The sequence below is a fragment of the Burkholderia sp. 28_3 genome (assembly GCF_003253915.1).
Classification (GTDB): domain Bacteria; phylum Pseudomonadota; class Gammaproteobacteria; order Burkholderiales; family Burkholderiaceae; genus Burkholderia; species Burkholderia cenocepacia.
The window spans coordinates 146,591-160,790 of sequence record NZ_QKZF01000004.1 but is presented as its reverse complement, the minus strand read 5'-3'; the positions used below and the strand labels follow the sequence as shown (position 1 = coordinate 160,790).

Below are 14,200 nucleotides of genomic sequence, written 5' to 3'. Positions count from 1 at the left end.
GCACGTGCAGGGGTTTGCAGCGGGTTTTCGGCTCGTTATGATGTGCCGCACACCCCCAGCGAACGACGCTCGCGACATGCCGGCCACCGGCTTCCCGCGCGGCGCGTGCGATACCGATACCGATATTCAGCGAGACACCCGCGATGACGTCACCCGCACCGATCGTATACATCGTCGACGACGACAGCGGCATGCGGACGTCGCTCGCGTGGCTGCTCGAATCGGTCGGCATCGCGTCCGAAGGATTCGCGAACGCCGCCGACTTTCTCGCGCGCTTCGACGTGAACCTGCCCGCCTGCCTCGTGCTCGACGTGCGGATGCCGGAGAAAAGCGGCTTCGACGTGCAGGCCGAACTGAATGCACGCGGCGCGACGCTGCCGGTGATCTTCGTCAGCGGGCATGGCGACATTCCGATGTCGGTGCGTGCGTTGCAGAACGGCGCGATCGATTTCGTCGAGAAGCCGTACAACTCGCAGCAGATGCTCGAGCGCGTGCAGCGTGCGCTGCGGCTCGCGCAGCAGCGGCACGCGGTGAGCCAGCGCCACCGCGAGCTGCGCCAGCGGCTCGATGCGCTGACCGCGCGCGAGAAGGAAGTGCTGCGCGGCGTCGTGGACGGCAAGGGCAGCAAGCAGATCGCGTCGGATCTGTCGATCAGCGTGAAGACGGTCGACGTGCATCGCGCGAGCATCAAGGAGAAGCTCGGCGCGACGTCGATCGCCGCGCTGGTGCGCGACGTGATGGTCGTATGGGGCGACGACGGCGAATCGTCGCGATGAGGCCCGGCGCGTTCAGCGCATGTACAGCCCGCCGTTGATGTCCCAGCATGCGCCGTTCGCGAAATGCGCGTCGCCCGACGCGAGCAGCACGGCGGCATCCGCGACGAACCCGGCCGACCCGAGCTTGCCGCCCGGCAGGCTCGCGAGCACCTGACGCAGTTTTTCGGGCGCGACGCTTTCGTACACGATCGGCAGATCGAGCGGCCCCGGCGAGATCGCGTTGACGGTTACGCCGTGCGCGGCGAGATCGCGTGCGAACACCTTCGTCAGCGTCAGCGTGCCGCCTTTCGCTGCCGCATAGTGCGCGCCCGTCGCCGAGCCGCCGTTCTGCCCGGCGAGCGATGCGATGTTGACGATGCGGCCCGCGCCGCGCTGCGCGAAGTACTGGCCGAACACCTGGCAGCCGAACAGCACGCTGCGCAGGTTCACGTCGATCACCTGGTCGAACTGCTCGGCGGTGATCTCCATCGCCGGTACGACCTTCGACGCGCCTGCGTTGTTGACGAGCACGTCGATCGTGCCCCAGCGCGCGACGAGCGCATCGCGCGCCGCTTCGAAATCGCGTTTGGACGTGACGTCGAGCGGCAGCGCGATCGCGCGTGCGCCGCCCGGGTCGAGTTCGCGTGCATGCGCGTGAACGGCGTCGGCGGCGATGTCGGCCAGCGCGACGCGATAGCCGGCCGCATGGAAGCGTTCGGCGATGACGGCGCCGAGCCCGCGCGCGGCGCCGGTGACGAGAACGACTCGATCTGACATGGTGTGGAATTCCGTGGTTCGCGGGCGCACGCCGATGGACGCGGCGCCCGCATCGTGGTTCATGCGGCGAGCGCCGCTTCGAAGCGGGCCGCGATCGCGCAGACCCGCTCGTCCGCGCCTTTGCGACCGACGATCTGCAAGCCGGCCTTCAGCGGTGAACCGGCGAGCGGTAGCGGCAGGCTCAGCGCTGGATGGCCGCTCAGGTTGAACGGCCGGATCAGCGACGACATCGCGATCACCGATACGCCGTCGCGGGCCTGCTGCAGCGTGATCGGCAGCGCGGGCAGCGTCGGCAGCACCAGCACGTCCGCGTGTTCGAGCGCGGCGTCGACCTGCGCGGTGAAGCGTGCGCGCACGGCTTCGGCTTCCGCGAGCGCGGCCGGTGTCGTCGTCGCGGCCATGCGCAGTCGCGCATCGAGATCGGCGCCGAGCCGCCCCGTTTCGACCAGATGGCCGAACGCGCGCGACGTTTCCGCATTGATCACGGTCAGCCCGGCCGCGAACGAGGCCGGCATTTCGTCGAGCACGACCGTGTGCGCGCGCAGGCCCGATGCACGAACGGCCGCATCGAGCGCGGCGGCGATCGCCGGGTCGGCGTCGACGACGAGTTGCGCGACCGTGCAGCCTGCCGCGGCAGCCGTCGCCTGCGCACGATCGAAGCCCGGCGCGATCGCGGCCATCACCGCGACGAGCGTGCGCATCTCGCGTGCGAACGGCCCGACGCAATCGAGCGTCGTGTCGGCGGGCGCGACGCCGCGCCGCGACACGCGGCCGAACGTCGGTTTCAGCCCGGCCACGCCGCAGCACGCGGCCGGCCCGCGAATCGAGCCGCCGGTATCGGTGCCGAGCGCCGCATCGACGGCGCCGAGCCCGACGAGCGACGCGGAGCCGCTCGACGAGCCGCCGGGAATGCGCGTGGCATCCTGCGGATTGACGGGCGTGCCCGTGTAGTCGTTGATGCCGGTCATGCCGAACGCGAGTTCGTGCATGTTCGCCTTGCCGGCGATCTGCCAGCCGGCGTCGAGCAGCAGGCGGACCACGTCCGCGTGCTGCGCGGCGGGCGGCGCATCGGCGAGCGCGCGGCTCGCCGCGCGGGTCGGGTGGCCTGCGATGTCGATCGTGTCCTTGATCGCGATCGTCGGGCCGGGGCCGCCGAGCGTGAAGGTGTCGATGAAGCCTGTCATGGTCGGTATCGTGCGAAAGCAGCGGGAAACATCAGGACCGTGGCGCGGCGGCGAGCGGCCACGGGCCGTCGAGCACGCGTTCGGTGCGGAAATGGCGGATCAGCCAGGTGGCGCCGTCGGCGGCCGGCGCGAAATCGACGGTCAGTCGCGCGGCGATCAGTTCGGCCGAGCCGTCGGCGTAGCGCGACGCCTGCAGCATGATCCAGCGGCCGCGCGCGCTGGCGCGATCGGCGCCGATCTCGATCGACTCCGACGTCAGGAAGTGCAGGTTCGCCGCGAAATGCGGATCGGGCGGCAGGTAGCGGCCGAGCATCGCGACGATCGCCGCGGGGCCTTCGAGGCGGCCGAACTTCCGCGCGTATTGCGGGCCGATGCCTTCCCACACGGCGTCGGCCGTGAACAGGTCGGCGAGCGACGGGCCGGCGCCGGCGTCTGCGGGGACGTCGCACAGCGCCATGTAGCGCGTGAGCGTCGCACGCACCGCGCGCTCGGCATCGAGCGCCGCGACGCGCTGCACGAGCGTGTCGATCGCGGCAGGGGACAGGTCGGTCATCGCGCGCCTCACGCCGCGGGCTTCGCGGCCGGCGGCACGGTCAGCGCGCGGCCCACGCGCGCCTCGATCTTGCCGTAGCGCCACAGGTTGTATTCGCCGACGGGCGTCGTGCGGTACAGGTTGCACACGGCGACCGTCGTGTCGAAATCGGCGACGTCGGCCATGATGTAGAAGGTCCACGGCGCGCCGTCGGCCTGGCCGACCACGAGGCGGTCGTCGTCCATCACGCCGAGCACGCGCACGCCGGGCATCGCTTCGACGGCCGCGAGCATCGCGCCGTACGCCTGCCACACTTCGCCGATCTGCTCGCGCGGCAGGTCGAAGAAATTCTGCGACACGCCGCAGCAGAACAGGACGCGCAGCGGCAGCGGATTCGAATCGGACATATCGGGTTCTCCAGAGAAATCAGGCGGGCGCATGAGCCGGCCGGCGACGGCGCGACCGGTTCGGCTTCATGCGCGTTCGTCAAAAGCGTCGGTCGATGCAGGTTACAGATAACCGGGAAACGGCGCGACGCCGGTGAATACCGCGCCCGCGCCGTCGAAGTTGCCTTCGGCGAGGAACGCGTGCTGCGTGACGACCATCGCATCGCGCAGCAGCCGCTGCAGCGGATGCGACCGGTAGATCGCCGCCGTGCCGCCGAGGCGGTACGCGCGCTCGACGACGCTCGCGCCTTCGCGGGCGATCTGCGTGGCCGCGAGCCGCAGCAGGCTGACCTGGTCGGGCGTCACCGGGTTGCCCGCGAGGATCGATTGCCACACCGAGTCGGTCGCATCGTAGAAGAACGCGCGCGCCGAGCGCAGCTGCGCCTCGGCCTTCGCGAGCTCGATGCGGAAATACGCGCGATCGGCCAGACGCGGCGCGCCGGTCGTCGTCTGGCGGCCGCCGGACATGCGATTCACGACGTCGAGCGCCGCACGCGCGAGGCCGAGGTTGACGACGGCCAGCACCTGCGCCGCATACGCGACGGTCGGATAGCGGTACAGCGGTTCGTCGACGGTCGGCTCGCCGCCGCGTACGAAGGTCCACGCCTCGGGCACGAAGCGGTCGTTCACGCGCAGGTCGTGGCTGCCGGTGCCCTGCATGCCGACCACGCTCCAGTTCTCGACGATCTCGACCTCGGCGGCGCGGAACACGGCCGTGCGCGGCTTGTTCGGCGCGGCGTCCTGCACACCCGGCACGGCGATGCCGACGCCGAGCCAGTCGGCGCCCTTGCAGCCGCTCGCGAATTTCCACGTGCCGTTCACGCGCCAGCCGCCCGGCGCGTCCTGCGCGGGCTGCACCGGGAACAGGCCGCCCGCGAAAACCTGGTCGGGGCCGCCCGCGTAGAGCTCGGCCTGGGTCTCGAGCGGCAGCGCGGCGAGGTAGACGTTCGCGGAGCCGAAGCTCGCGACCCACGCGGCCGAACCGTCGGCGGTCGCGATCCGTTCGATCATGTCGAGAAACGCGGTCGGCGCGAGCGCATCGCCGCCGAAGCGGCGCGGCGTGCCCGCGCGATAGATGCCGGCCTGCTTGAACAGCGCGATCACGTCGCGCGGCACGTGCGACAGCCGGTCGAATTCCTCGCGGCGCGCGGCGACGGTTTCGAGCACCGCGTCGAGCGGCGACAACTGCCCGGCCGCGGGAGAGGCCGCGGGCGGCGAGGTCGGCGCGGATTCGATGGCGAGGGCGGCTTGCGGCATGGTTGTCTCCTGGGGATGGGGGGCGATTTCTGTGTCGGTTGCGGGGAGCCAGACGATGCAACCAGTCTAGAAACGCCGAAAACACGCAGCAATTGGTGCGTTGGGCCGCGCGACTGGTGACGCTCCGTGCCGGCCTAAAGAAATCTTCAGATGCGATCGGCGCGCGCCGGTGCTATGTTGGGTTTCCGGCCGCGCGACGCCGCGCGCCTTCTTCCGAATCCGATCATGAGTTTTCCCGACGAAGACGATTTCCACCGGCTGCTCGACGCGCTGACGACCTGCGTGCTGCTGCACGACGCGCACACCAGGGCAATCGTGTGGGCGAATCGCGCCGCGTGCATCGCGCTCGGCTTTTCGGTCGAGGAACTGCTGCCGCTGAAGGCGCCGGACATGACGCGTCCCGAGCCGAAGTACCGCCGCGAGATCGCGGTGAGCGCATGGGATCGCGCGCTCGTCGACGGGCCGCAGGTGTACGAGTGGTGCTATCGCTCGCGTACCGGCGTCGACATGCTGTCCGAGGCCACCGCGACCTACGTGCCGCTGCGCGGGCGCGACGTCGTGATGGTGCAGTTCCGCGACATCAGCGCGGAGGAGGCGGTCCGCCAGCAGTTGCGCCGCTACGAGGCGCGGCTGCGCGAGTTCATGCAGGATCTCGACGAAGGCATCGCGGTCGTGACGCCGCACGGCGGCGTGCAGTTCATCAGCGAGTCGGGCCGCCGCGTGCTCGGGCTCGCGCCCGACGAACCGCTCGGCGCGGTGCTCGACTACTGCTCCGCGGCCGATCGCGACCGGCTCGTCGCGCAGTTGCGCGACGCACCGTCGGCGCACCCGTCCGCACCGCAACGCTACCGGATCGTGCGGCGCGACGGCTCGGCATGCTGGCTGCGCATCCTGTGCCGGCAGGTCGAGATCGAGGACGATCTCGACGGGCTGCTCGTGCAGTTCCGCGACGTGAGCGACGAAGTCGCGATCGAGGACGCGCGGCGCGCCGAAGCGCGCATGCTCGAATACGCGGGCCGTTACAACGCGATGGGCGAGATGGCGACCGTGATCGCGCACGAGTTGAGCCAGCCGCTCGCGGCCGTGCGCAATTTCATCGAAGGCGCGGTGCGGCGGCTGAACGGCGACGGCGCCGTCGACGACGCGATCTGGGGGCTGCGCAGCGCGGACCGGCAGGCCGAGCATGCGGCGCTGATCATCAAGAGCGTGCGCGAATTCATCGTGAAGCGCGAGCCGGTCGTCGCGCGGGCCGACCTGCGCGACATCCTCGCGGACGTCGCGTACTTCATCGAGCTGCGCGCGAAGGAGGCCGGCGTGACGGTCGCGATCGTGCAGGCCGACGCACCGCTGCCGATCCGCTGCGAACGCGTGCTGATCGGGCAGGTGATCCTGAATCTCGCGTTCAATGCGATCGAGGCATTCGCCAGTTGCGAGCGGCTGCCGCGCACGCTGACGCTCGGCACCGCGAACGTGGCCGGCCACGCGGAGTTGCGTGCGATCGACAATGGCCCGGGCATCGAGGCCGGCGCGCACGACCGGCTGTTCGACGGCTTCTCGTCGTCGAAGGCCGGCGGCAACGGGATCGGCTTGTCGCTGTGCAAGAGCATCGTCACGCGCCACGGCGGGCGGATCGCCGCGAGTCCGGCCGCAGGCGGCGGGCTCGACTGCCGCGTGACGCTGCCGCTCGCCGACGCGTCCGCCTAGCGGCTGCGCGGCGTCACGACGGGGCAGCGGCGCGCGGCGCATGGTCAGCGCCCCAGCGCCCGCGCGGTCTGGCCGCCGATGCCGAAGTCCGTGTTCGGAATGTCCTTGATGATCACGCGCGTCGCCTGCAGCGGCGCGTCGAGCACGTGCGCGCCCGCGTCGGACAGCGCGGCGATCAGCGCGCGCTTCTGTTCGTCGGTGCGGCCGGCGATCAGGATCGCGACGATCACCGGCAGCGACGGCGGCGCGCCGTCCGCGGCGCTGCGGCCGCCGAGGCCGATATGCGTCGCCGGCAGCTCGGTGAGCAACACGCGCACCGATTCGATCGGTGCGCCGATCGCGTCGACGGTCGCACCGGTCAGCCTGGCGATCAGTTCGGCCTTGCGCGCGGCATCGTGGCCGGCCGGCAGGAAAACTTCGAGTGTGGGCATGGTCGTCCGGAAAGGTGAAGGTGACCGGCTCACTTTTGCGTTGGCGGCGGCGAACCGGTCAGGGCTTACAGCAGGAAGCCGATGGCGCTCAGCGCTTCGGTCGAGTCGATCAGGCGCACGACTTTCTCCGCGATCCGCATCTCGCCGTCGCCATCGACGTGCAGCTTGTGCGTGACGTCGGCCGCGAACAGCGTCGCGACGCCGCGCTTGTACGCGACGACGACCTGCGCCGATTTCAGCTCGACGGTATCGGCGCTGCCGCTCTCCAGCGTGAAGCGCGACACGGTGCGCACCGTGCGCGCCGCGTCGGTCGCCGACGCCGAATAGCCGGACACCATCCGCTGCACGCGCTTCTCGCGCATGTCCTGGTCGTCGAACACGTAGTTCAGCGTCGCCGCGAAATCGGTCGTGTCGGGATCGATCGGCACCACGTAGTGCCCGGACCGGTCCCACAGGTCGAGCCACGCGCGGTAGTCGCGGCGGTCGAGCATCTCGGCTTCGCGCCACACGAATTCGACCGCGCGGGCGAAGGTCTGCTCGGAAAAGAGGGCGTTGCGGTCGTCCATCATTGTTGCTCCATCATCTTGCGCCATTGCTGGTAGGCCTCGCGCATGCCGGTTTCGTCGGTCGCATGCGCGGTCTTTTCGCCGTTCGCGGCGGTCGTCTCCCGGTTCAGCCCGCGATTCACGAGGATCGGCACGTCGGGGCCCGCGTGCGCGCCGCGCTGCACGCGCTCCCAGGCTTCCGCGTCGTCGGGGCTGCCGAAGCCGAACGGGCCCTGGAAGTGCTCGTGGATGCGCAGCCGCTCGCGGTTCGCTTCGTCGGGGCCGCCGTCCATCGCGAGCGCGACGTGGCGGATCTCGGTTTCGTTCGCGGAGATCGGCCGCAGCACGCGGAAGAACGCCATCGACAGCGCCAGGTTCGGGAACAGGTTCAGGTTGAAGCCGACGCCCATCAGCGAGCGCACGATGCGGCGCACTTCGTCCGGCGCATGGCGCTCGGCGAGCTTCGCGGCGAGCGGCGCGAAGCGTTCGGGCAGCGGCGCGCCGTCGTCCTCGTCGAGATCGATCAGCTCGGGCATCAGCACCGCGAGGCTGTGGCCGTTGCCGAGCCCGCGGCAGAACGCGTGCTCGCTCGTCATGAAGCTCGTGATCGCGGCGGCCGTCTCGTCGTCGATCGACTTCATCCACGACTTGTGCACGACCGGGAAGTGATAGAGGTCGGTGGTGTTCTCGAGCTGGATCTTCCAGTTGCCCTTGAACTTGAACTTGTGTTCGCCGTTCGCCTTGATCGGGTAGCCGGCGCCCTGTTTCATGAACAGGTCGATCCACGGCTTCGCGCCGCCGAGGAAATCCTCGAGCGGTTCGATCGCATCGTTGAAGCTCGCGAAGATCAGCCCCTGGTACACGCCGACGCGCAGCTTCACGAGCGGCAGGTCGCCTTTGTCGCACACGCCTTCGTAGCCGTCGCCGTACGGCAGCGCGCGCAGCGTGCCGTCGAGCGCGTACGACCAGCTGTGATACGGGCACGTGAAGCCCTTCGCGTTGCCCTTGTGCGATTCGCACACGGTCGCGCCGCGATGGCGGCAGCGGTTCTGCAGCACGTTGATCTCGCCGGTCTTGTCGCGCACGACGATCACCGGCTGGCGGCCGATCGTCGTCGTGATGAAGTCGCCCGGGTTCGGCAGTTCGCTTGCGTGCGCGACCCAGATCCAGGTGCGGTAGAAGATGCGGTCGAGTTCGGCTTCGAACAGCGCGGGGTCGTGATACATCGCGGGCGCGATGCGGTCGGGCTGCGCGAGACCATGCAACGCGCGGGTGTCGATCGTCTGGTAGGCAATGTCGCTCATCGTCGTCGTGGGGAAAGAGTCGCGAAAATCGGGCCGCGCCGTGCGCAGCGTCCAGGGACCAGTCTCGTCTTCTGCTACATATCGGTCAAATTGATCTAAAATCGATCATCAAATAAATACAGCAAATGATGGAGGTCACGATGACGTCGGTCGATCATCTCGATCTGAACCTGTTGCGCGTTTTCCAGGCGATCGTCGAGGAACGCAGCCTGACGAAGGCCGGCGAGCGGCTCGCGCTGTCGCAGCCGGCCGTCAGCTATTCGCTCGGCCGGCTGCGCACGCTGTTCGACGATCCGCTGTTCGTGCGGACGCGTTCGGGCATGCAGCCGACGCCGGTCGCGCTGGAACTCGCCGGCATCGTCGGCAAGGCGCTCGACATGGTGCGCGTCGCGCTGCGCTATGCGGAGCGCTTCGATCCGGCCGCCAGCACGCGCACGTTCCGGCTGTCGCTGTCGGATGCGGGCGAGATGGCGTACGTGCCGGCGATCTGCCAGGCGCTGCGCGAGCGCGCGCCGCGCGTGACGCTCAGCGTGCAGCCGCTGCCGGTGGAGGAGATCGAGGAGGCGCTGCGCGCGAGCCGGCTCGATTTCGCGATCGGCAACCTGCCGGAGCTGATGCCGCGCACGCGCCACCAGTTGCTGTTCGAGGAAACCTACGTGTGCATGACGGGGCGCCGGCGCGGGCTGCCGGCGGCTGCCGCGCTGAGCCTCGACCAGTTCGTGCGCGCCGCGCACGTCAACGTGAAATCGGTCGAGCACAGCCACCACGCGCTCGACGACGCGTTGCGCGCGCAGGGCGTGGGCCGCAACATCGCGCTCGAGGTGCCGCACTTCGTCGCGCTGCCGAGCGTGCTGTCGGTCACCGATCTGTATGCGACGCTGCCGAAGCGGCTCGCGCAGATCCTGAACCGCGACAACGCGTTCCGCCTGTATGAACTGCCGGTCACGTTGCCGCCCGCGCCGGTGACGATGCACTGGCACGAGCATTTCCACGAGGACGAAGGCAACGCGTGGATGCGTGCGCTGCTCGCCGAGATCGTCGAGCGCTTTGACGAGTGACGCGCGGGTGGTGCGCGATGGGCGGCCGAGGGGGCGCGCCGGCGTCGGCCTGCATCGGCTTCCAGCGCACCGGTGCATCGGCCCGTCGCTGGATCGGCGCCGCAGCATGTCGGCGCGCCCGACGTGTCAGAGATCGAGCACCAGCACGGCGGAACGTGCGCGCGACACGCAGCAGCAGATCACCGTATTGCTCGCGCGCTCGGCCTTGCTCAGGCAGTGATCGCGATGATCGGGCTCGCCGTCGAGCACCGGCACCATGCAGGTGCCGCACACGCCTTCGCCGCATGACGTGTCGACCTCGATGCCGATCGTCGCGAGTGCGTCGACGATCGACGTATCGGGGGCGACGCGCACCGACTGGCCGCTGCGTTGCAGGCGCACTTCGAAGCCGCCGGCCGGGCCCGAACCGGCTTCGGCATTGCCCGCATCCGCGGCGACGGGTTCCGCCGCGAAGCGTTCGAGATGAATCGCGTCTTCCGGGATTCGCGTGGCCGCGGCCGCGACGACGGCATCCATGAACGGCCCGGGGCCGCACGTATAGACGTGCGCCGTCGGGTCGATCGATTCCATGCAACGGCCGAGTTCGGCCGCGAGCGCATCGGGCTCGACGCCGTAATGGAATGTCACGTGCGCCGCGAACGGCCCGGCCGACAGTTCGTCGACGAAGGCGGCATGGTCGCGGCTGCGCGCGAAATAGTGCAGTCGATAACGCGCGCCGCGCTTGTGCAGCGCATACGCCATCGACAGCAGCGGCGTGATGCCGATGCCGGCCGCGACGAGCACGTGCTCGCTCGCGTCATCGGTCAGACGAAACAGGTTGCGCGGCGTGCCGATCGACAATTCGGCGCCGACGCTCACGTCGTCGTGCAGCGAACGCGAGCCGCCGCGCGACCGCGCTTCCTTCTTCACCGCGAACAGGTAGCTGCCGCGCTCGTCGGGGTTGCCGCACAGCGAGTATTGCCGCGTGATGCCGGACGGCGCGGTGACGTCGATATGGGCGCCCGGTTCGTACGCGTCGAACGGCTGGCCGTCGACGCGCGAGACCCGGAAACAGCGGATGTCCTGCGCCGCGTCGATCAGCGCGTCGATCCGGACCTGGTGGCGGTTCGCTTGCATGGGAAATTCCGTGGGATAGAGGAAAGCGGCGCGGCAGAGCCCGCGCCTTCATGCGATCGAGAATAGGGACGGGCATCGCATAAATCAAATCGATTAAAAAGCGATGCCTGAATCAGCCGGATGGATAATACTCGGGCGCGCGGTCGTGCCCGGCGTTCAGCGCGCGGCAATCGCGTCGCCAGCGCCGGCGGCCTGCGGCGTCGCGGCCGACGTGTGACCGCGTTCGCGGTCGAGGCTGCGGCGATAGTGCCGGCAGCCGACCGCGAGCAGCAGCGCGGCGAGCGTGGCCGCCGCGACGTTGACGATCGACATCGAATGGCCGACCGCGGCCGGCGCGCCGAACACGCGATCGGTGAACAGCGCGACGACGGTCGTGCCGATGCCGAGCGCGATCAGGTTCGACACGAGCAGGAACAACGCGGAGATCTGCGCGCGCATCTGGTTCGGCGCGAGCGTCTGCATCGCGGCGGTCGAGGTCGGCATCGGGAACGACGCGAAGAACATCGCGACGACCAGCATCGCGAGCGATGCGGGCAGGCTGTCGAGCTGCGTGAACAGCGTCGCGGGGATCGCCATGCACGCGGCGCCGATCGCGCCGGCGCGCATCGGCGCATCGCCGCGACCGCGCCGCAGCAGCCAGTCGTTGAGCCAGCCGCCGCAGAACACGCCGGCGGTGTTGGCGACCAGCAGCACGATGCCGAGCGTATAGCCGGCTTCGACGGCCGTCATCCCGAAGCGGCGGATATAGAACGCGGGCGTCCAGCTCAGCAGGCAGTACAGCGCCATCGCGTAGAACGAGAAGCCGAGGTAGTGGCACGCGAAGGTCGCGCGGTGCGTGCCGACGAAGCGCAGCGAATCGCGCATCGACACGCGCCGCACGGCGCCCGAGCGATCCTGCGCGAGCCCCTTGCGCTGCGGGTCGCGCACGGTCGCGGCGAACAGCAGCGCGACGAGGATGCCCGGCAGCCCGACGATCAGGAACGTGACCTGCCACGCATGCACCTGTCCGACGACCGGCAGCGTGAATGCGCTCGCATGCTTGAGCAGCGCGATCACGTAGCCGCCGATCAGGAACGCGATGCCGCCGCCGATGAACGAGCCGAGCGAATACACGGCGACCGCGCGCCCGAGCTTCTCCTTCGGGAAGTAGTCGGCGAGCATCGAATACGCGCCGGGCGACAGCGCGGCCTCGCCGACGCCCACACCCATCCGCGCGACGAACATCTGCACGAATTGCTGGCTGAGCCCGCACGCGGCGGTCGCGACGCTCCACAGCGCGATGCCGAGCGAGATGATGCGCGGGCGCGCATAGCGGTCGGCGAGATATGCGACGGGCAGCCCCATCACCGCATAGAACAGCGAAAACGCGAAGCCGTTGAGCAGGCTGAACTGCGTATCGGACAGGTGCAGGTCGCGCTTGATCGGTTCGATCATCAGCACGAGGACTTGCCGGTCGACGAACGAAAAGATGTACGCGAGCATGCAGATGACGACGACATACCATTCGTACGTATAGCGCTTGCCGTCGGCAGCGCGGGCCGTGGATGCGGACATGCGGGTTCTCCAGGAGCGGGCGGTGGAAAAGCGCGGCATCGGCCTGGCGGGCCGGGCGCCGTCGCGGCGCGAAAGCGTGCGGGTGACACGATCGACACGATCGGAGAGCAGCGTAGTCGGCCAAATTCGGCCGCCATAGCCGGAGTGACAGCCGCGCCACACGGACATTTACCGACCCGGATAAAGAAAACACCGAGACCGTGCGCACGGGCCGCCGTGCAGCGCGCGTGCGGCGGGGCCCGCGCGCGTCATGCGGCGCATCTATAAGCGTTATAGAGCGCATTGCGTCGACGTCCGAAATTGTCGTTCCTAGACTCGGCCCGGTTTTTATCGGCAGCGTTCGCATCTGAAAGCGAACGCGCTTCACATCAAGCGGCGCGATGCCGACAGGCGCCGCAACTTCTACGGGACGACGCAGATGAACCATCCGAACGGGCGGGCCGACCGGCTTGCCGTACCGCTTACCGCGCTGCTCGCATGCATCGCGCTGCCGGCCGTCGCGCAATCGAGCGTGACGCTCTACGGCCGCATCGACACCGCGATCGAATACGCGAACGCCGGGCCGAACCACGTGACGCGCATGGGCAGCGGCAACCTGTGGGCGTCGCAGTGGGGGCTGAAGGGCGTCGAGGATCTCGGCGGCGGCTACGCGACGATCTTCAAGCTGGAGGACGGTTTCAACGCGGCGAGCGGCGCGTTGTCGAACAGCAGCGCGCTGTTCGGCCGCGAAGCGTGGGTCGGCATCACCGGGCCGTTCGGCGGCGTGCAGTTCGGCGAGCTCTACACGATCCTGCATACGACGCTCGTCACGTACAGCCTGCCGGGGCTCGGCGCGGGGCTCGCCTGGGGCAACGCGACCAACAATTTCGTCGGGCCCGCGTTCCTGCGCGTGCGCAACTCGATGCGCTACACGTCGCCGCGCTACGCGGGCTTCATGCTGCGCGCGATGGCTGCACGCGGCGCCAACGGCGCGGCCGGGCAGCCGGCGACGCTCGGCGATACGTACGGCGCCGGCATCAATTACGTGCGCGGCGGCTTGTCGGTCGACGTCGACTACATGCAGCAGAAGTTCAGTCCGGTCGCGGCGTCCACGCTCGGCAGCACGAGCCCGGCCGCGAACGGCAACTACACGCTCGGCGCGATTTCGTACGACTTCAGCGTCGTGAAAGTGGCCGCGCTGTACCTGCGCCATCGCGGCGGCCCCGATGTGGCGACCGCGATCGACGGCCAGAGCGCGTATCCGCACAGCGACATCATGGAACTCAGCGCGACGGTGCCGATCGGGCGCGCGTCGCTGCTGCTGAGCATCGGCCATTACCGGAAGGTGGCCGACAGCGACGGCAACGCCGATTCGTACGGCATCCGCTTCGACTATCCGCTGTCGAAGCGCACGGTGCTGTACACGGGCGCCGCGATGGTGCGCAACGGCGCGCATGCGCGCTTCGTCGTCAACGGCGCGGCGGGCGGCGGCGTCGCGGTGGCGAAGCCGGGGGCGACCGCCAGCTCGCTCGTCGCGGGCATCCTCACGTCGTTCTGA

The 14,200-nt window shown here is 69.3% G+C and carries 14 protein-coding genes; 4 read left to right on the top strand and 10 right to left on the bottom strand.

Features of this window, described 5'->3' with window-relative positions:
- The first annotated feature begins 143 nt into the window (after nt 1–143).
- Nucleotides 144–776 (top strand): response regulator transcription factor, encoded by a 633-nt coding sequence (locus DFS13_RS11405; RefSeq protein WP_006479687.1) that lies wholly within the window; start codon nt 144–146, stop codon nt 774–776.
- 12 nt (nt 777–788) lie between these two features.
- On the opposite strand, the gene DFS13_RS11400 is transcribed toward DFS13_RS11405, so the two are convergent.
- From DFS13_RS11400 to DFS13_RS11380, 5 genes are all read right to left on the bottom strand, one after another.
- Entirely contained in the window at nt 789–1,532 is a 744-nt protein-coding gene (locus DFS13_RS11400) for an SDR family NAD(P)-dependent oxidoreductase (RefSeq protein ID WP_059722711.1), read from the bottom strand.
- Between the two features lie 59 nt (nt 1,533–1,591).
- A complete protein-coding gene (locus tag DFS13_RS11395) occupies nt 1,592–2,716 on the bottom strand; it encodes an amidase (protein WP_060212750.1) in 1,125 nt (374 codons plus the stop codon).
- Nucleotides 2,717–2,747: 31 nt separating this feature from the next.
- The gene (locus DFS13_RS11390) at nt 2,748–3,269 is read right to left on the bottom strand and encodes a nuclear transport factor 2 family protein (protein ID WP_006490491.1); all 522 of its coding nucleotides are present in this window, start codon (nt 3,267–3,269) and stop codon (nt 2,748–2,750) included.
- A gap of 8 nt (nt 3,270–3,277) precedes the next feature.
- Nucleotides 3,278–3,655, bottom strand: coding sequence for a hypothetical protein (locus DFS13_RS11385; protein WP_006490490.1), 378 nt, complete (start codon nt 3,653–3,655; stop codon nt 3,278–3,280).
- A gap of 102 nt (nt 3,656–3,757) precedes the next feature.
- A complete protein-coding gene (locus DFS13_RS11380) occupies nt 3,758–4,951 on the bottom strand; it encodes an acyl-CoA dehydrogenase family protein (RefSeq protein WP_034202740.1) in 1,194 nt (397 codons plus the stop codon).
- 150 nt (nt 4,952–5,101) lie between these two features.
- On the opposite strand from DFS13_RS11380, the gene DFS13_RS11375 reads away from it, so the two are divergent.
- Nucleotides 5,102–6,655, top strand: a complete 1,554-nt coding sequence (locus tag DFS13_RS11375) for a sensor histidine kinase (RefSeq protein WP_043205028.1) — start codon at nt 5,102–5,104, stop codon at nt 6,653–6,655.
- A 44-nt stretch (nt 6,656–6,699) separates the two neighbouring features.
- On the opposite strand, the gene DFS13_RS11370 is transcribed toward DFS13_RS11375, so the two are convergent.
- The 3 genes from DFS13_RS11370 to DFS13_RS11360 all read right to left on the bottom strand — a co-directional run bounded on the left by DFS13_RS11370 (nt 6,700) and on the right by DFS13_RS11360 (nt 8,935).
- On the bottom strand, nt 6,700–7,086 hold the full coding sequence (locus DFS13_RS11370; RefSeq protein ID WP_006493343.1) for a tautomerase family protein: 387 nt from the start codon (nt 7,084–7,086) through the stop codon (nt 6,700–6,702).
- Nucleotides 7,087–7,151: 65 nt separating this feature from the next.
- Complete coding sequence (locus tag DFS13_RS11365) at nt 7,152–7,655, bottom strand: aromatic-ring-hydroxylating dioxygenase subunit beta (protein WP_006483601.1); 504 nt, start codon at nt 7,653–7,655, stop codon at nt 7,152–7,154.
- Nucleotides 7,652–8,935 (bottom strand): Rieske 2Fe-2S domain-containing protein, encoded by a 1,284-nt coding sequence (locus DFS13_RS11360; RefSeq protein ID WP_060212748.1) that lies wholly within the window; start codon nt 8,933–8,935, stop codon nt 7,652–7,654. Before DFS13_RS11360 ends, DFS13_RS11365 begins: the two co-directional genes overlap by 4 nt.
- Nucleotides 8,936–9,075: 140 nt before the next feature.
- Here DFS13_RS11360 and DFS13_RS11355 point away from each other — a divergent pair, with 140 nt between their 5' ends.
- Entirely contained in the window at nt 9,076–9,993 is a 918-nt protein-coding gene (locus tag DFS13_RS11355; protein WP_111441792.1) for a LysR family transcriptional regulator, read from the top strand.
- Between the two features lie 126 nt (nt 9,994–10,119).
- Here DFS13_RS11355 and DFS13_RS11350 read toward each other — a convergent pair whose 3' ends face one another.
- Together DFS13_RS11350 and DFS13_RS11345 are read right to left on the bottom strand one after the other, a co-directional pair.
- A complete protein-coding gene (locus DFS13_RS11350) occupies nt 10,120–11,109 on the bottom strand; it encodes a PDR/VanB family oxidoreductase (protein WP_060212745.1) in 990 nt (329 codons plus the stop codon).
- A 156-nt stretch (nt 11,110–11,265) separates the two neighbouring features.
- Complete coding sequence (locus DFS13_RS11345; RefSeq protein ID WP_006495636.1) at nt 11,266–12,663, bottom strand: MFS transporter; 1,398 nt, start codon at nt 12,661–12,663, stop codon at nt 11,266–11,268.
- 418 nt (nt 12,664–13,081) lie between these two features.
- Here DFS13_RS11345 and DFS13_RS11340 point away from each other — a divergent pair, with 418 nt between their 5' ends.
- On the top strand, nt 13,082–14,200 hold the full coding sequence (locus tag DFS13_RS11340) for a porin (RefSeq protein WP_060212743.1): 1,119 nt from the start codon (nt 13,082–13,084) through the stop codon (nt 14,198–14,200).